The sequence below is a fragment of the Paraburkholderia sabiae genome, assembly GCF_030412785.1.
Taxonomy (GTDB): domain Bacteria; phylum Pseudomonadota; class Gammaproteobacteria; order Burkholderiales; family Burkholderiaceae; genus Paraburkholderia; species Paraburkholderia sabiae.
This window is the reverse complement of sequence record NZ_CP125295.1, coordinates 876,953-891,752: the sequence shown is the minus strand read 5'-3', so window position 1 is coordinate 891,752 and position 14,800 is coordinate 876,953. Positions and strand designations below refer to the sequence as shown.

12 protein-coding genes are annotated in these 14,800 nt (G+C 64.6%); 6 read left to right on the top strand and 6 right to left on the bottom strand.

All coding sequences use genetic code 11. The features are described from left to right. Positions 1-335: 335 nt before the first annotated feature. Positions 336-695, top strand: a complete 360-nt coding sequence (locus QEN71_RS04020) for a COG4315 family predicted lipoprotein (protein ID WP_201653208.1) — start codon at positions 336-338, stop codon at positions 693-695. An 80-nt stretch (positions 696-775) separates the two neighbouring features. Here QEN71_RS04020 and QEN71_RS04015 read toward each other — a convergent pair whose 3' ends face one another. Beyond that, entirely contained in the window at positions 776-1,042 is a 267-nt protein-coding gene (locus QEN71_RS04015) for a hypothetical protein (RefSeq protein ID WP_201653205.1), read from the bottom strand. A gap of 143 nt (positions 1,043-1,185) precedes the next feature. Then, positions 1,186-2,268 (bottom strand): substrate-binding domain-containing protein, encoded by a 1,083-nt coding sequence (locus tag QEN71_RS04010; protein WP_201653202.1) that lies wholly within the window; start codon positions 2,266-2,268, stop codon positions 1,186-1,188. A gap of 194 nt (positions 2,269-2,462) precedes the next feature. On the opposite strand from QEN71_RS04010, the gene QEN71_RS04005 reads away from it, so the two are divergent. The 4 genes from QEN71_RS04005 to QEN71_RS03990 are packed head-to-tail and all read left to right on the top strand — an operon-like array spanning position 2,463 to position 7,693. After that, positions 2,463-2,921 (top strand): NAD(P)H-dependent oxidoreductase subunit E, encoded by a 459-nt coding sequence (locus QEN71_RS04005; RefSeq protein WP_407675470.1) that lies wholly within the window; start codon positions 2,463-2,465, stop codon positions 2,919-2,921. Then, positions 2,918-4,474 (top strand): formate dehydrogenase beta subunit, encoded by a 1,557-nt coding sequence (locus QEN71_RS04000; RefSeq protein ID WP_201653196.1) that lies wholly within the window; start codon positions 2,918-2,920, stop codon positions 4,472-4,474. Before QEN71_RS04005 ends, QEN71_RS04000 begins: the two co-directional genes overlap by 4 nt. Positions 4,475-4,489: 15 nt before the next feature. Beyond that, a complete protein-coding gene (gene fdhF / locus QEN71_RS03995) occupies positions 4,490-7,429 on the top strand; it encodes a formate dehydrogenase subunit alpha (protein WP_201653193.1) in 2,940 nt (979 codons plus the stop codon). 9 nt (positions 7,430-7,438) lie between these two features. Continuing rightward, positions 7,439-7,693: a formate dehydrogenase subunit delta gene (locus QEN71_RS03990; protein ID WP_201653190.1), complete on the top strand. Its 255-nt coding sequence runs from the start codon at positions 7,439-7,441 to the stop codon at positions 7,691-7,693. An 87-nt stretch (positions 7,694-7,780) separates the two neighbouring features. On the opposite strand, the gene QEN71_RS03985 is transcribed toward QEN71_RS03990, so the two are convergent. The 3 genes from QEN71_RS03985 to QEN71_RS03975 form a co-directional block, all read right to left on the bottom strand. Beyond that, positions 7,781-9,517 carry an FAD-dependent monooxygenase gene (locus QEN71_RS03985; protein WP_201653187.1) on the bottom strand — a complete coding sequence of 579 codons (1,737 nt, stop codon included), beginning with the start codon at positions 9,515-9,517 and terminating at the stop codon, positions 7,781-7,783. 109 nt (positions 9,518-9,626) lie between these two features. After that, positions 9,627-10,724, bottom strand: coding sequence for a cation diffusion facilitator family transporter (locus tag QEN71_RS03980; protein ID WP_201653184.1), 1,098 nt, complete (start codon positions 10,722-10,724; stop codon positions 9,627-9,629). Next, positions 10,721-11,065 carry an ArsR/SmtB family transcription factor gene (locus tag QEN71_RS03975; RefSeq protein WP_201653181.1) on the bottom strand — a complete coding sequence of 115 codons (345 nt, stop codon included), beginning with the start codon at positions 11,063-11,065 and terminating at the stop codon, positions 10,721-10,723. Before QEN71_RS03975 ends, QEN71_RS03980 begins: the two co-directional genes overlap by 4 nt. Before the next feature lie 146 nt (positions 11,066-11,211). On the opposite strand from QEN71_RS03975, the gene QEN71_RS03970 reads away from it, so the two are divergent. Beyond that, complete coding sequence (locus QEN71_RS03970) at positions 11,212-13,059, top strand: tetratricopeptide repeat protein (protein ID WP_201653178.1); 1,848 nt, start codon at positions 11,212-11,214, stop codon at positions 13,057-13,059. Between the two features lie 83 nt (positions 13,060-13,142). On the opposite strand, the gene tcuC is transcribed toward QEN71_RS03970, so the two are convergent. Continuing rightward, complete coding sequence (gene tcuC, locus QEN71_RS03965; protein WP_201653175.1) at positions 13,143-14,444, bottom strand: MFS transporter; 1,302 nt, start codon at positions 14,442-14,444, stop codon at positions 13,143-13,145. Positions 14,445-14,800 lie beyond the last annotated feature (356 nt).

Sequence of the window (14,800 nt, the reverse complement as noted above, 5' to 3'; positions counted from 1 at the left end):
CCGGCTTTCCCCGTATGCGAGGGCTTGACTACGCCACTTCGGCTGCATCGAATCGAAGCAGACCGGCGCAATGCGTTTTGCATTGCCTCTATTTCATTGATCAGGGGAATTATACCGTGCCGTCTTACCGGCCCTTTCGGCGTTCCGGGAACAGGACCTCGAGCGCGTCCGCGGCGATGGCAGCAAAGAATATGTTCGAACGACAGATGGAATAACACGGCGCGGCAGCCGTTTATTCGATGCGCGCGCATTGAATGGCAGTCAACGCATTTAAGGCGCGCGTCCGCCGATCGATTGCATACACTCCATATACAACGTCAAACAGGAGCCGCATCATGCGCAAGACTCTTCTCCTCATCGCCGCGCTCGCCGTTCAACAGGTCGCGTTCGCCGCGCCGCCGAAAGCCTCTGATGGCCATTTCGTCGACGCAGAAGGACGCACGCTCTACACCTTCGACAAGGACACGACTCCGGGCAAAAGCGCCTGCACGGGCGGATGCGCCGCGGCATGGCCCGCCGCAGCTGCCGACGCCAGCGACAAACCATCGGGCGACTGGACCACGATCGATGGCGCCGACGGACAGAAGCAATGGGCGTACAAAGGCAAGCCGCTCTATCGCTTCGCGAAGGACGAGAAGCCGGGCGACATGAAGGGAGATGGATTCAAGGACGTGTGGCACGCGGCCAAGCCGTAAGGCGCGCGGCCAATCGACAGAATTGACGAACGTCAAAAGGACGCACGCACTGCCGACAGGCGCTGCGTGCGTCGTGTCATTTACTGATCTTCAGGGCACTTGAGGTTGCAGCCGTTAGGATCGCCGTCGTCGCCGCGCTTGCGCAGCTTCGACTTCTTGTCGCTCTGATATTTCTTCGACGGAGCCGATGCGCCGAACGGCATCTGCGGATGCTCATTGAGCTTGAATTCTTCGGTCAGGATGCCGCCCGGCACGCCGGGCGAATTCTGCGCAAAAGCGACGGACATCGTGGCAAACAGCGCGCCGGCCGTAAGCGCGGCGGCACAAGCGGGAACGAAATATTTCATATCGGATCGAGGCGGTCAGCGAGCCGCGCATGTCAGGCGGAATAACGAAAGCGTAGAGATTATCGCAAAGCGCGGCGCCACGCAGCGTCCGCAGCTTCGATCGTTGTTACGAGCGCTTACCCCGCCCTCGTCGATACGCCCGTTCAGACGCTGTCGCCACCTTCCAGCCCCTGCTCCAGCTCAAGCAGCTTGCCGCAGTCGCCGGGATCGTAGCCTTCGAGATGCGCGACGCTCTGCCGGAATGCATTGCCGCGCAGCACCGACATCACCGTCGTGAGCGGCTCGCGTTCGAGGCGCGCGCGATCGCACGCAAAGTAATAGTCCTCGTCGACGATCGGAATGAAATCGAGCCCGAAGTGATGCGCGGCCGGCTCCACTCCGAAGCCGACATCGGCCATGCCGCTAGCAACGAAAGCGGCGATGGCCGAGTGCGTCAGTTCCGTCGATGCATAACCGTTCACACGATCCGGATCGACGCCGACGCGCCGCAGCGCCAGATCGATCAGCATGCGCGTGCCGGAACCATGCTGCCGGTTGACGAAGCGGATATCGTCGCGCGCAAGATCGGTCAATCCGCCGATGACCTTCGGATTGCCCTTCGCGAGAAAAAGCCCCTGTTTGCGGCGCGTCAGATGCACGAGCACATGACGTTGCGGATCGAGCCACTGACGATACTTGTCCGCGCACGCCGCGCGAAACTCGCCGCGCGGCAAATGGAAACCGGCGAGGTCGCACTCGCCGCGCGCAAGCGCCGTGATCGCTTCGGCGCTGTCGCGGTATTTGATGTCGAGCGGGACCTGGTCGGCGACGAGTGCCGTCACCAGCGCGGCCACGGCGTAACCGTGCGAGGCGTGGATGCGCACGTCGTCGGCCGGCGGTGCGAGCCAGCGGTTCAGATCGCTCGCCACTTCGCTCGCCAAAGCCTGCATGTTGCCGTCCAGACGCTCCCCGCAAAGTCGTTGCGCGCGCAACACGGCTTGCCCCAGTTCGGAGAGCGCAGAACCGCGTCCGCGTTCCTTTTCTATTAGCGCGCCGCCCAGTTGAGTCTCGATGGCGCGCAACAAACCCCATGCATGGCGGTAGGACAAACCCTTAAGCGCAGCGGCCTGCGCGATGCTTCCCGTCTGGTCGACGAGGGCCAGCAACGGCACGGCGTCAGTCAGGCTGGACGTTTGGCCATTGCTGTCCCGCACAATCAGCTGCGCCTGGCATTCAATTCGAATCATATATGCAGTTCTAGTTCCTATTGCGAAAGCCGATCCACCCGCCTATCGTTCGCATTGATATATCAAACAAGCAAAGCATAGATGCACGACTTATGAATAACAAGTGCATATATCGACTTTGGAGGAGCCCCACTGTGGATCGACCGAATGCCATTGCGCCAGACGAACTCGTGCGCCGACACGCACAGCCCGGCATGTCGCTGGTTGCCCTACTGCACGCCATTCAGGACGACGTCGGCTTCGTGCCGCCCGAAACCGTCGCCCCGCTTGCGCGAACGATGAACCTGTCACGGGCGGAAGTCCACGGCGTCATCACTTATTACCATCACTTCCGTCAGTCGCCCGCTGCGCCTGTCACGGTGCAGCTGTGCCGCGCGGAAGCATGCCGCAGCATGGGCACGGAAGCGCTCGCGCAACATATCGAAGCGCGCACGGGTTGCCGCTTCGATGCCCATAAGCACGGCGATGCACACGACCACACGCACGATCACGCATGCGACGGCGCTGTCGGTCTCGAATCGGTGTATTGCCTCGGTCAGTGCGCGCTGTCGCCGGCCATGATGATCAACGGCGAGCTGCACGCCAAAGTGACGCCGCAAAAATTCGACGCACTGCTTGCGGCCGCGATGAAACGCGTGGAGGAAACGGTATGACGCGCATCTACGTTCCCCGCGACTCTTCGGCGCTGGCGCTCGGCGCCGACGCGCTGGCCACCGCTATCGTCGATGAAGCGAAAGCGCGCGGCATCGAAGTCGAACTCGTGCGCAACGGCTCGCGCGGTTTGCTGTATCTCGAACCGCTGATCGAGGTCGAAACGCCCGCAGGCCGCATCGGCTATGCGAACGTCGAAGCCGAAGACATCAAGCCGCTGTTCGACGCCGGTTTCGTCGAAGGCAACGCGCACGCGAAGCAGGTCGGCGTCGTCGACGAGATTCCGTATCTGAAGAAGCAGCAGCGTCTGACGTTCGCGCGCATCGGCATTACCGATCCGCTGTCGACGGACGACTACATCGCCAATGGCGGCATCGTCGGCCTGTACAACGCGCTCGCGATGACGGGCGACGCAGCCGTCGAAGCGCTGATCGAATCCGGCCTGCGCGGCCGCGGCGGCGCAGCGTTCCCGGCCGGCATCAAGTGGCGCACGGTGCGCGCCGCGAAGGCCGATCAGAAGTACATCGTCTGCAACGCCGACGAAGGCGACTCGGGCACGTTCTCCGACCGCCTCGTGATGGAAAGCGATCCGTTCGTGCTGATCGAAGGGATGATCATCGCGGGCATCGTGACGGGCGCAACGGTCGGTCATATCTATGTGCGCAGCGAGTATCCGCATTCGATCGCGACGCTCGAAGCAGCCATCGTCAAGGCGCGCGCCGCCGGCTGGCTCGGCGACAGCGTGCTCGGCTCGGAGCATCGCTTCGAACTGTTCGTCGCGAAGGGCGCGGGCGCGTATGTGTGCGGCGAGGAAACGGCGCTGCTCGAATCGCTCGAAGGCAAGCGCGGCATCGTGCGCGCGAAGCCGCCGCTGCCGGCGCTCGAAGGTCTGTTCGGCAAGCCGACCGTGATCAACAACGTCATCACGCTGGCGACGGTGCCGATCATCTTCGCGAAGGGTGCCGCGTTCTACAAGGACTTCGGCATGGGCCGCTCGCGCGGCACGCTGCCCTTCCAGATCGCGGGCAACGTCAAGCAAGGCGGTCTCGTCGAACTCGCGTTCGGCTGCACGCTGCGCGAACTGATGTTCGACTACGGCGGCGGCACGGCAAGCGGCCGTCCGGCGCGCGCAGTGCAGGTCGGCGGCCCGCTCGGCACGTATCTGCCCGAAAGCCAGTGGGACATCCCGCTCGACTACGAGGAATACGCGAAGGTCGGCGCGGTCGTCGGTCACGGCGGTCTCGTGATTCACGACGACACGTCGAATCTCGCCGACCTCGCGCAATACGCGATGCACTTCTGCGCGCTCGAATCGTGCGGCAAGTGCACGCCGTGCCGGATCGGCTCGACGCGCGGCGTCGAAGTGATCCAGCGCATCCGTAACGGCGACACGTCGACGAAGCAGGTGCAACTGCTGCGCGACCTGTGCGACACGATGGTGTCCGGTTCGCTGTGCGCGATGGGCGGCATGACGCCGTTCCCGGTCGTCTCCGCGCTCGACCATTTCCCCGAAGATTTCGGCCTCGTGGCCGCCACGCCGAAACAAGCGGCCTGATAAGGGAGCCCAACCATGTCCGATCCGATCACTTTCAAATCCGGCGGCTGCGGCTCCGGCAACTGTGCCTGCAAGGCAGGCGCGCTGCGCAACGAGCGCGGTCCGCTCGACGATACCGACTACGGCACGCCGCTGCGTCATTCCGACGTCGACGTGACGCTCGAAATCGACGGCCAGATGATCTCCGTTCCGGCGGGCACGTCGGTGATGCGCGCCGCCGCCGAAGCCGGCGTCAACATTCCGAAGCTGTGCGCCACCGATTCGCTCGAACCGTTCGGCTCGTGCCGTCTGTGTCTCGTCGAAATCGAAGGCCGCCGCGGTTATCCCGCGTCGTGCACGACGCCCGTCGAAGCGGGCATGAAGGTGCGCACGCAGACCGACCGTCTGCAAGGCCTGCGCCGCAACGTGATGGAGCTGTATATCTCCGATCACCCGCTCGACTGCCTGACCTGCCCCGCCAACGGCAACTGCGAACTGCAGGACATGGCGGGCGTGACGGGCCTGCGCGAAGTGCGCTACGGCTACGACGGCGAGAATCACCTGAAGGACCAGAAGGACGAGTCGAACCCGTACTTCACGTACGACCCGTCGAAGTGCATCGTCTGCAACCGCTGCGTGCGCGCCTGTGAAGAAACGCAAGGCACGTTCGCGCTGACCATTACGGGCCGCGGCTTCGAATCGCGCGTCGCCGCGAGCGAAAGCCAGCCGTTCATGGAATCGGAATGCGTGTCGTGCGGCGCGTGCGTCGCGGCATGCCCGACGGCGACGCTCTCCGAAAAGAGCATCGTGATGATGGGCCAGGGCGAGCACTCCGTCGTGACGACCTGTGCGTACTGCGGCGTCGGCTGCTCGTTCAAGGCCGAGATGAAGGGCAACACGGTCGTGCGGATGGTGCCGCACAAGAACGGCCAGGCCAACGAAGGCCACGCCTGCGTGAAGGGCCGTTTCGCATGGGGCTACGCGACGCACAAGGACCGCATCAAGAAGCCGATGATCCGCGCGAAGATCACCGATCCGTGGCGCGAAGTGAGCTGGGAAGAAGCGCTCAGCTACGCGGCATCGGAATTCCGCCGCATTCAGGACAAGTACGGCCGCGATTCGATCGGCGGCATCACGTCGTCGCGCTGCACGAACGAAGAAACGTATCTGGTGCAGAAGCTCGTGCGCGCCGCGTTCGGCAACAACAACGTCGACACCTGCGCCCGCGTTTGCCACTCGCCGACGGGCTACGGTCTGAAGACGACGCTCGGCGAATCGGCGGGTACGCAGACCTTCGCTTCCGTCGATAAATCCGACGTCATCATCGTGATCGGCGCGAATCCGACGGACGGCCACCCGGTGTTCGGCTCGCGTCTGAAGCGCCGCGTCCGTGGCGGCGCCAAGCTGATCGTGATCGATCCGCGCCGCATCGATATCGTCGATACGGCGCACGTGAAGGCCGAACATCATCTGCAACTGCGTCCGGGCACGAACGTCGCGATGGTCACGTCGCTTGCGCACGTGATCGTGTCGGAAGGCCTGCTCAACGAACAGTTCATCGCCGAGCGCTGCGAAGACCGCGCGTTCCAGCACTGGCGCGATTTCGTCGCGCTGCCGGAAAACTCGCCGGAAATGATGGAAAGCGTGACGGGCGTGCCGGCGCAGCAGGTGCGTGAAGCCGCGCGTCTCTACGCGACGGGCGGCAACGCGGCGATCTACTACGGCCTCGGCGTGACGGAACACGCTCAAGGCTCGACGACCGTGATGGGCATCGCGAACCTCGCGATGGCGACGGGCAACATCGGCCGCGAAGGCGTCGGTGTGAATCCGCTGCGCGGTCAGAACAACGTGCAGGGTTCGTGCGACATGGGCTCGTTCCCGCACGAACTGCCGGGCTATCGCCATATCAGCGACACCGTCACGCGCACGCTGTTCGAAGGCGAATGGGGCGTGACGCTGCAGCCGGAACCGGGCCTGCGCATTCCGAACATGTTCGACGCTGCGCTGCACGGCACCTTCATGGGCCTGTACTGCCAGGGCGAAGACATCGTGCAGTCCGACCCGAACACGCAGCATGTGGGCGCGGCGCTGTCGTCGATGGAATGTATCGTCGTGCAGGACATCTTCCTGAACGAAACCGCGAAGTACGCACACGTGCTGCTGCCGGGTTCGACCTTCCTCGAAAAGGACGGCACGTTCACGAACGCCGAGCGCCGCATCTCGCGCGTGCGCAAGGTGATGCCGCCGATGCCCGGCTACTCGGACTGGGAAGTGACGATCCTGCTCGCCCGCGCGCTCGGCTACGAGATGAACTACACGCATCCGTCGCAGATCATGGACGAAATCGCGCGACTCACGCCGACGTTCCATGGCGTGTCGTACGAGAAGCTCGACAAGCTGGGCAGCATCCAGTGGCCGTGTAACGAACATGCGCCGGAAGGCACGCCGACGATGCACATCGACGAGTTCGTGCGCGGCAAGGGCAAGTTCGTGATCACGAAGTACGTCGCGACGCCGGAAAAGGTCAACCAGAAGTTCCCGCTGATCCTGACCACGGGCCGTATCCTGTCGCAGTACAACGTCGGCGCGCAGACGCGTCGCACAGAGAACTCGCGCTGGCACGAGGAAGATCGTCTGGAGATCCATCCACACGACGCCGAAGATCGCGGCATCAAGGACGACGACTGGGTCGGCATCGAATCGCGCGCGGGCTACACCGTGCTGCGCGCGAAGGTGGCGGACCGGATGCAGCCGGGCGTCGTCTATACGACGTTCCACTTCCCTGAATCGGGCGCGAACGTGATCACCACGGACAGCTCCGACTGGGCGACGAACTGCCCCGAGTACAAGGTCACGGCCGTGCAGGTGATGCCCGTCGAGCAGCCGTCGCAATGGCAGAAGGACTACTCGCGCTTCAACGACGAGCAGCTCGAGCATCTGAGCAAGCGCGAAATGGCCACCACGTCAGGTAAATAAGGCAAAGCAATGGACGCACATAACCTGGTCGACATGGCGAACCGCATCGGCGATTTTTTCGAGTCGATGCCGGATCGCGACGAAGCGATCGACAACATTGCGGATCACATCCGCCGCTTCTGGGAACCGCGCATGCGCCGCTCGATTCTGGCGACGCTGCACACGAACCCCGAAGGCGTCGAGCTTGAATTGCACGAGATGGTCCGCGAGGCGCTTATCAGGCATCGCGAGGATCTGACGCCGAAGGAACCCGCGGCGGCATAGCACGAGTTATTCACGCAGCAGCAACAGCAACCTGGCGTTCGCATCGGAAACGATGCGAACGCTTTTTTTATGGGCGCTCGATGCGCGTCAAGGCGCGGGTGTCGGCGGCTCCGGCGACGCGTTCTTTGCGAACCACGCTTCGCAATGGCGCAGCAATCCATTCAGATCGGTGCCCGGCCGTCCTCTTGCACACACATAGCCGTCGGGCCGCACCAGATAAAACGAAGGCCGCGTACGGCCGAACGATTCGCTGAGCGACGGCCCGCCGCCCTCGCCGTTCGCATCCGACACGCGCCACACACGCACCGCGCCCGGCAACAGGCCTTCGACGGCCGAGACGAAGCGGTCGAGATCGGCGGAACGCACGGGTTTGCGCCCGAGGCCAAGCAATTTGCCGTTGCCCGAGGCGGCTTCCTCCGGCGGATCGACGAGCAGAAACAGCGAGAAGAACGCGGGATCGTGCAGATCGAAAATGCAGCCGATGCCGGGCGCGCGCCCGAGCGGACCGTCGACCACATGCACGAGCGCATCGGGCGCACGTTCGCCCGCGCGCGGACCGCCGTCGAGCACGCGTTCGAGCGTCAACGGCGAGCGCCGGTATTGAATCGCCAGTTCGCTGACCGTCAGCCGCGCGGCATCGCGCAGCGGCCCGAGCGCGGCGAGGACGGGCATCACGCGCTCGCGCAGCAGCTTGAGCGGACCGTGATCCGCTTCCGCCATCTGCGTGACAAAGCTGGTTTGGCGCAGCACGTCGCGCTCGATCGGATGACGTTCGAGGTGATATGTGTCGAGCAGCCGCTCGGGCGCATCGCCCCGCAGCACGCGGGCAATTTTCCAGCCCAGATTGAACGCCTCCTGAATGCCCGTATTCATGCCCTGCGCGCCTGCGGGACTGTGCACGTGCGCAGCGTCGCCCGCGAGGAACACGCGCTGTGCGCGCAACTGCTCGACCATCCGGCTATTCAGATGGAAATAGCTCGACCAGTTCAGGCCGCTGATGTCGATGGGATGGTGGATGCGGCTCTTCGCCAGCAGACGGCATTCTTCGAGCGTCGGTGAGGGAATCTCCGTGAGCTGCAGTGGATCGCCGCCCGTCTGATCGCCCCCGGGCGGCCCGCCCGCCGGCATCGCGGGATGATCGGCGATCAGCCGCTGCCTGCCCTTGCCCATTGGAAACAGCGCCGCGAGCCCCGAGCCCGACGCGAAGATATGGAATTCATCGTCGGACCAGCCGGTGTCGGCTTCGAGGTCGGCGAGCAGGAAGGTCTGCTCGAACGTCTTGCCCGCGAAGCTCATGCCGAGCCGGTGGCGGATCGCGCTGTGCGCGCCGTCGGCGGCGATCATGTACGACGGATGCAGCGTTTCGATATGGCCGTCCGCGCGCTGCAGCGTCGCGTTGATACCGGCCGAACCTTGCGCGAACATCGTCAGCTCGACGCCGCGTTCGACGAGCACGCCGAAGCTGGCCAGATGCTCGGTCAGCAGACGCTCGGTGACGGACTGCTCGAGAAACAGCAGATACGGATAGCGCGTCTGCAACGGATCGAAGTCGAGGCGCGCAAGCCGATGTCCGTTCGAATACAGATTCGCGGTGCGCGCCCGATGCCCCAGTTCCAGAAACTGATCGACGATCCGGTGCTGTTCCAGCAGTTCGAGCGTGCGCGCCTGAATGCCGATCGCGCGCGAGTGCGGATCCGGTTGCAGCGCCTTGTCGATGAGACGCACGGGCACGTGCGCGCGCGCAAGACTCATGGCTGCCGCCAGCCCCGTCGGCCCCGCGCCGACGATCAGCACGGGCGGTACGTCGAAGGAAGCACCCGTCATGCAGACCTCCGCAGTCGGACATGTCTGCTAGTGTACGCCGAGCGTTTGAATCGCTGCCGGGCCACCGACGACGCGGCGCATCAACGCGCCGCCTGGCACCAGGACGGGTTTAATGCGCGTGCGGCGCGCTATCCAGCGAACAGCGATGCTGCGTCGTGCCCATGTCGACCTGCAATGTCGCGTGATGCATGTCGAACTCCGCGCGCAGCGTGCCGACGATGCCGTCGATCATCCGGTCGCCCGGATGACCGGCCGGAATCACGAGATGCGCGGACAGCGCGTTGCCCGTCGTCGACAGCGCCCAGACGTGCAGGTCGTGCACATCGGTGACGCCCGGCTGCGCGGCGAGGTATTCGCGGATCTTCTGCACATCGACGCCGGGCGGCACGCCGTTGAGCGCGAGGCTGATCGAATCGCGCAGCAAGCCCCACGTGCCGTAGACGATCACCGCGACCACGATGATGCTCATCACCGGGTCGAGCCACGTCCAGCCGCTAAAGAGAATGACGAGGCCGCTGACGGCGACGGCAGCCGACACGGCGGCGTCGGCGAGCATATGGAGGAAGGCGCCGCGGATGTTCAGGTCGCCCTCCGAGCCGCGCATGAAGAGCCACGCCGAGAAGCCGTTCACCACCATGCCGACGACGGCAACGATGAACACGTCGAGCCCCGCGACGGGCGCGGGATGGAACAGGCGTCCCACCGCTTCCGCGACGATCACGCCGCACGCGAACAGCAGCAGCCCCGCGTTCAGCAGGCTCGCGAGAATAGACGAACCGCCGAGGCCGAACGTGTAGCGCGCGGACGGCCGGCGCGTCGCGAGCCATGTCGCGCCCCAAGCGAGCAACAAGCCGAGCACGTCGGACAGATTGTGGCCGGCGTCGGCGAGCAGGGCCGTCGAGTTGGCGAGCACGCCGTAAATCGCTTGCACGACGACGATCGCGACGTTCAGCGCGACGGCGATCGCGAACGCACGGCCGTGTCCGGCGGTGGGCGCGTGGTGATGATGTCCGTGGCCATGCGCATGACCCGCATGACCCGCATGACCATGCGCGTGTGCGCCCTTGCCGCGCGTTTCGTGCGCGTGGTCGTGGTCATGTGAGTGGTCGTGATCTGCGTGAGCGCATGCGTCGGTGTGCACATGTGCATCGGGCTTCGGCTGATGCTGCGCAGTAGCGCCGTCGGTCTGATGGGCAGTGTATTTCATGCTTGATCCTGCGAAAGTTCGGCGGCGGCGTCGCTGACGGGTTCGGCGACGTGTTCGAGCATGTCGGTCAGCATGCCGCTGATGTGTCCGTCGGCGGCGACGTAGAACACCTGCTTGCCCTGACGCTCTGCGCGCACGATGCGCGCCGCCCGCAGCAGCCGCAAATGGTGGCTCACCAGCGACGGCGAGAGGTTCAGCGATTCCGCGATCGCGCCGACCGCGCGCCGCTCGTCGACACACGCGAGCACGATCCGCAGACGCGTCGGATCGCCCAGCAGACGGAACAGATCGGCGATCTGGACGACGCGATCGTCGGTACTGAGAGAGAGAACGGCTGACATTGTCGGCAGAGCAATCGAAGGAGTCGATGCGTACATATGAACAGGTGTTCATATGTTATTGAGCAACAGTCTCCAAGTCAAGTCGGGAAGCATCCGCCGAGTGTGGGAAAATGCGCGTTTTCTCGCATCACACCCTCGCCTGCGTCATGCACCCAGTTTTCGACCGCGCGTATAGCGCGCATCGTGACGGCCGGCTCGACGACGCCGAGCGCGGCTATCGCGCTACCCTCGATCTCGACCCCGCTCATGTCGACGCGCTGCATCTGCTCGGCGTGCTGCGCCATCAGCAAGGCCAGCACGAAGAAGCGGCCGACCTCGTCCGCCGCGCCGCCGACCTGCGCCCGCAAGACGCCGGGTTGCAGCTGAATCTCGGCAACGCGCTGAAGGCGCTCGGCCGGCTCGACCAGGCAATCGAACGCTTTCGCAATGCGCTGACGCTCGCGCCGACGTTTCCGATGGCGCACTACAACCTCGGCAATGCGTACGCGCTCGCCGGGCGCCACGAAGACGCCGTCGATGCATTCGAGAAGTCGCTGCGTCTGCAGCCGATGGACGCGTCGTCGCACGTCAATCTCGGCAATGCGCTGCATGCGCTCGGCCGGCATCGCGAAGCCGTCGATTCGTTCCGCCGCGCGCTCGAACTGCGGCCCGGCCACGCAGGCGCGCACAACAACATCGGCATGGCGCTCAACGCGCTCGGCTCCGCGACGGAGGCCAGCGCCCATTTCCGCGCCGCGCTCAAGATCGAGCCGCGCTTCACGGCCGCGCGCTTCAATCTCGCCAACACGCTCGACGCGACGGGTCAGCACGAACAGGCCGTCGCCGAGTTCGAAGCGGTTCTCGCGATGCAGGCGAACCTGCCGCCCGCGCTGTTCGGCCTGGGCAATGCGCTCGCGTCGCTTGGCCGTCACGAAGAAGCGAGGCCGCGCTTCGAACGCGCCGTCGGTCTCGATCCGAACTTCGCGCTCGCGTGGCTAAGCCTCGGCGCCGCGCATCACGCACTCGGCGCGCACGCTGCCGCCGTGCGTGCGTTCGATCAGGCGTTGCGTCTGCGGCCCGATCTGCCGATGGCGCATATGAATCGCGGCGTGACGCTGCTCACGCTCGGCGACTTCAAGCGCGGATTGCCCGAATACGAATGGCGGCTGGAGAATGCCGTCGCGTCGCCTGGCGCGCCGCCGCTGCCGCGCTGGAACGGCGAGCCGATCGAAGGACGCACGCTGTTCGTGCACGCCGAGCAGGGCTTCGGCGACACGCTGCAATTCGTGCGCTTCGTCGAAATCGTCGCGAAGCTTGCGGTGCGCGTCATCCTCGAAGTGCAGCCGCAACTCGTGCCTCTGCTCGCGCCGACGGCCGAACAATGGCGCGTCACGCTGATCGCGCAAGGCGCGCCGCGTCCCCGCGCCGATCTGCAGTGTCCGCTGTTGAGCCTGCCTTTCGCGCTCGGCACGCAATTCGACTCGATTCCGGCACGCACGTCGTATCTCACCGCGCCTGCCGCGTCGCGCCGCACGTGGCGCGGCTCGCTCGGCGGACACGCGAAGCGCAAGTTCGGAATCGCGTGGTCGGGACGCGCGCAGCGCCAGGAAAACCGCTCGCTGCCGCTTGCCGCGCTCGAGCCGCTGTTCGCGCTGGACGGCATCGACTGGATCGTGCTGCAGCCCGAGCTTGCCGACGACGAACGCGCCGCGCTCGACGCGCATCCGCGTGCGAAGAACATTCATCGCTTCGACGGGCGCATTCGCGATTTTGCGGATACGGCGGCGATCATCGAGCGTCTGGACGGCGTGGTGTCGGTCGATACGTCGATTGCGCACCTGACGGGCGCGCTTGGCAAGCCGCTCTGGCTGATGCTGCCGTTCGCCGCCGACTGGCGCTGGTTCACGGGCGATCAACGCAGCCCGTGGTATCCGTCCGCGCGGCTCGTGCGGCAATCACTGCCCGGTGAGTGGGCGGAAGTCGTCGAGGAAGTGGCGGCGGCGCTGCGCGATTGATCGCAGTCTGAGCACACGCTGAAATGAAAAAACCCCGCACGCATGCGGGGTTTTTTGTTTTGCCGCTTCAGAGCAACTGGCGCTCAAGCCGTCCGGTACTGATTGCGCGCTTCCTGCGTGCGATACAGCACGAGCGTCGCGATCAAACCGCACACGGCGGCAACGCTCATCCACAGGCCGGGCGCGGCCTTGTTGCCCGTCGTGTGGATCAGGTACGTCGCGATGGCCGGCGTGAAGCCGCCGATCGTCGTCGCCAGGCTGTACGCCAGCGAGAAGCCTGCTGTGCGCACGTCGGCGGGCATCACTTCCGTCAGCGCGACGACCATGCCGCCGTTGTAGCAGCCGTACAGGAACGACAGCCACAACTCGACCATCAGCAGGCGCGCGAACGACGGATCGGCGACGAGCCACTGCACGGCCGGATACGATGTGAGGATCGTGAGAACCGTGAACGTCAGCAGCACGGGACGGCGGCCGACGCGATCCGAAATCGCGCCCGAAACAGGCAGCCAGATCAGATTCGATACGCCGATGCAGACGGTAACGATCAGCGTATCGATCGACGAGAGTTTCAGCACTTCCTTGCCGAAGGTCGGCGTGTACGCGGTGATCATGTAGAACGACACCGTCGTCATGATGACCATACCCATGCCGCCGAGCACAACGCCCCAGTTCTGGAGCATCGACGCAAAAATTTCGCTGACCGTCGGACGATGCTTCTTCGCGAGGAACTCGTCCGTCTCTTTCAGCGAGCGGCGGATCAGGAACAGGAACGGCACGATCAGACAGCCGATCAGGAACGGCACGCGCCAGCCCCATGCCGTCATCTGGTCGGCGGGCAGCAGGCGGTTCAGGAACACGCCGATCAGCGCGGCGAACACCACGGCCACCTGCTGGCTGCCCGACTGCCACGAACAATAGAAGCCCTTGTTGCCCTTGGTCGCGATCTCCGACAGATACACCGACACGCCACCCAGCTCGACACCCGCCGAGAAGCCCTGCAACAGACGTCCGGCCAGCACGAGCACGGGCGCGAGCACGCCGATCGTCGCGTAGCCCGGAATCGCCGCGACCGTCAGCGTGCCGAGCGCCATCAGCGCGAGCGTCAGGATCAGGCCTTTGCGCCGGCCGTGATGGTCGATGTACGCGCCGAGCACGATCGCGCCCAACGGTCGCATCAGGAAGCCCGCGCCGAACACGGAAAGCGACAGCATCAGCGACGCGAATTCGTTGCCGCTCGGAAAGTACGTCTTCGCGATCGCCGCGGCGTAGTAGCCGTAGACCATGAAGTCGTACATTTCCAGGAAGTTGCCGCTGACGACGCGGAAGACGGTACGGACCTTGGATTCGTCCGTCGCTACTTGAGCATGGGATGCAGTTGCCATGACTATCTCTAAATGGGCCCGCAGCCTGCATGACAGGCATGCGTTGGGCGGTTCAAACGATCCGCGGGGAGAACGCGGATGCCCGGTCCGGCGCGGCCAGGTCTGGCTTTCGCCCGTCAGGGCGCGACGCTCGCGTGGGCGCGGTATTCTGCTGCGACGACCGCCGGGGAGATATCAGGGTAAACGTGGAGTTTCGCTTACAACACGCGCCTCACGTGATAATAACGTTACTCGGAACGGCGTGCATTTAATACAATTTGCTTACAATAGCCATCAAACAAGAAAATTCTTCCGATGCCGCTTTTGGCCGGCAAGTCCCGCCAGATGACGCGGGACGACATGCGCCGTATCGTGAG

Excerpts from the sequence above, each read along its gene's own strand:
- QEN71_RS04010 (WP_201653202.1), bottom strand. The coding sequence starts at position 2,268 with ATGATTCGAATTGAATGCCAGGCGCAGCTGATTGTGCGGGACAGCAAT.
- fdhF (WP_201653193.1), top strand. The coding sequence starts at position 4,490 with ATGTCCGATCCGATCACTTTCAAATCCGGCGGCTGCGGCTCCGGCAAC.
- tcuC (WP_201653175.1), bottom strand. The coding sequence starts at position 14,444 with ATGGCAACTGCATCCCATGCTCAAGTAGCGACGGACGAATCCAAGGTC.
- QEN71_RS03990 (WP_201653190.1), top strand. The coding sequence starts at position 7,439 with ATGGACGCACATAACCTGGTCGACATGGCGAACCGCATCGGCGATTTT.
- QEN71_RS04020 (WP_201653208.1), top strand. The coding sequence starts at position 336 with ATGCGCAAGACTCTTCTCCTCATCGCCGCGCTCGCCGTTCAACAGGTC.
- QEN71_RS03975 (WP_201653181.1), bottom strand. The coding sequence starts at position 11,065 with ATGTCAGCCGTTCTCTCTCTCAGTACCGACGATCGCGTCGTCCAGATC.
- QEN71_RS04015 (WP_201653205.1), bottom strand. The coding sequence starts at position 1,042 with ATGAAATATTTCGTTCCCGCTTGTGCCGCCGCGCTTACGGCCGGCGCG.
- QEN71_RS03985 (WP_201653187.1), bottom strand. The coding sequence starts at position 9,517 with ATGACGGGTGCTTCCTTCGACGTACCGCCCGTGCTGATCGTCGGCGCG.
- QEN71_RS03970 (WP_201653178.1), top strand. The coding sequence starts at position 11,212 with ATGCACCCAGTTTTCGACCGCGCGTATAGCGCGCATCGTGACGGCCGG.
- QEN71_RS03980 (WP_201653184.1), bottom strand. The coding sequence starts at position 10,724 with ATGAAATACACTGCCCATCAGACCGACGGCGCTACTGCGCAGCATCAG.
- QEN71_RS04005 (WP_407675470.1), top strand. The coding sequence starts at position 2,463 with ATGTCGCTGGTTGCCCTACTGCACGCCATTCAGGACGACGTCGGCTTC.
- QEN71_RS04000 (WP_201653196.1), top strand. The coding sequence starts at position 2,918 with ATGACGCGCATCTACGTTCCCCGCGACTCTTCGGCGCTGGCGCTCGGC.